This window comes from Micromonospora sp. M51 (assembly GCF_018070305.1).
In the GTDB taxonomy this organism is placed as follows: Bacteria; Actinomycetota; Actinomycetes; order Mycobacteriales; family Micromonosporaceae; genus Micromonospora; species Micromonospora parva.
The window spans coordinates 1-1662 of the sequence record NZ_JAGPXZ010001039.1; the positions used below are offsets into that span (position 1 = coordinate 1).

General features: G+C 70.9%; 2 protein-coding genes and 1 pseudogene. 1 reads left to right on the forward strand and 2 read right to left on the reverse strand.

Annotated features, from left to right (window positions below; genetic code table 11):
• Positions 1-248 (forward strand): annotated as a pseudogene (locus tag KBX53_RS32220) (ROK family protein); the annotation flags it as partial.
• Positions 249-292: 44 nt separating this feature from the next.
• Here KBX53_RS32220 and KBX53_RS32225 read toward each other — a convergent pair.
• Positions 293-493 (reverse strand): DUF397 domain-containing protein, encoded by a 201-nt coding sequence (locus tag KBX53_RS32225; RefSeq protein WP_030335312.1) that lies wholly within the window; start codon positions 491-493, stop codon positions 293-295.
• 5 nt (positions 494-498) lie between these two features.
• On the reverse strand, positions 499-1344 hold the full coding sequence (locus KBX53_RS32230) for a helix-turn-helix transcriptional regulator (protein WP_030335311.1): 846 nt from the start codon (positions 1342-1344) through the stop codon (positions 499-501).
• Positions 1345-1662 lie beyond the last annotated feature (318 nt).

The following is a 1662-nucleotide window of genomic DNA, read 5'->3' on the forward strand; positions in this document are numbered from 1 at the left end:
CGGTGGCGGCGAACTTCACCGACCCGCACGCGTACTTCGTCGGCGGTGGCGTGGTCGAGGCGGCGCCGGAGTTCCGGGACTGGTTCCTGGCGACGGTCCGCGAGCACACGGTGCTCCGTGAGGAGCAGGCGGCGGTGGCCACTTTCGCGTTGGTGCCGGACCGGGACATGGCCGGCGCCCGGGGCGTCGCGATCGCCGCGCTGGAGGCGCTGCGCGCCGCTCCGGAGCCCCGCCCGCTGGTTGCCTGAAGCCGGCGCGGGCCCTCGACCCACGCCGGCTCAGGCACGTCTGGTCAGCGCTGGGGTGGCGCCTGGGCGAAGGCGGCCCAGGCCGCCGTGGGGAACAGCAGCGCCGGGCCGGCCGGGTCCTTGGAGTCGCGGACGGCCACCAGCCTCGGTATCGCGGCAACCTCCACGCAGGCGCCCTCGTCGCCGCTGCGGCTGCTCTTGCGCCAGGCCGCCGCGGCCAACGCCGCTGTGATCATCGGTGTCATCGGTCCTACCGTCCCTTCAGGACTGACAGGAGCATCTCGCGGCTGTCCGCCGGGCTGAGCGCCACGCTACGGAGATGCTCCATGATCTTGGTGCAGGTACGCGTCTCACCGGCGCGGTCGAGGATCATCTGACCTGCGACGGTTTCCACCGACGCGATGATCGGGTCCTCCGGGTCGGCGAACTCCAGGATGTGCAGGGAACCCCGGGTGCCCCGGTGGTAGCCGGCGGAGAGCGGGATCACCTGGACGGTGATGTTCGGCAACTCGGCCATCTTGACCAGGTGCCGTAGTTGCCCGTTCATCACCGACTGCTCACCGACCGGGCGCAGCAGCGCGCCCTCGTCGATGATCGCGTCGAGGATGGGCGGCTGGTCGGCGGTGAGCCGCTGTTGCCGGTCGAGCCGGATCTTGACCCGTTGCTCGACCAGGTCGTCGCCGAGGGTGTGCGGCCCGCCGCGCATCACGCCACGGATGTAGTCTGCGGTCTGCAACAGGCCGGGCACCACCGAGGGCTCGAAGTTGGCGATGGCTGTCGCCTCGGCCTCCAGCGCGATGAAGTCGATGGTGCGGGGGTCCAGCAGGTACGAGTACGACACCCACCAGCCCGGCTTGCGGGCGTCCTTGGCCAGCTGCACCGCCGCGGCCACCTCCTCGGCGCTCACCCCGTACGACGTGAGCAGGGCGCGCACGGTGGCCGGGCTGATCAGGGTCTGGGCGTTCTCGTACCGGGAGAGGGTGCTGCGGGTGCTGTTGATCTCATCCGCCGCGGTCTCCAGCGTCAGCCCGGCGGCTTCCCGGTGGTGGCGCAGGGCGATGCCGAGCCGGCGGGCGCGGGCGGTCTTCGGGGCCATGCATCGATGGTCGCACACATTTGCGGGAACGTCTGCATGAGACAACGTCGATGAGAGTTGCATTCACGGCTGTACACGTGTCAATCTGTTATGGCGTCCTCACCGCCGGTTGTCGTGGCGACGGTGGTGGTGAGCGACCGGAGGGGATGGGGCGCGCGGCGATCGGGTTTCTCCCCCGTACCCGATCGTCGCGTGCCGCCCCGCCATCCCGGCCTGCCGGAAGGAGACGACGTGCGAACCCGCCCGGAGCCCCCCGCCGTACCCTCGGTCGGCGCGCGATGACCCGTTTCCTCGTGGTGCTCACCGACGTGCGCCCGG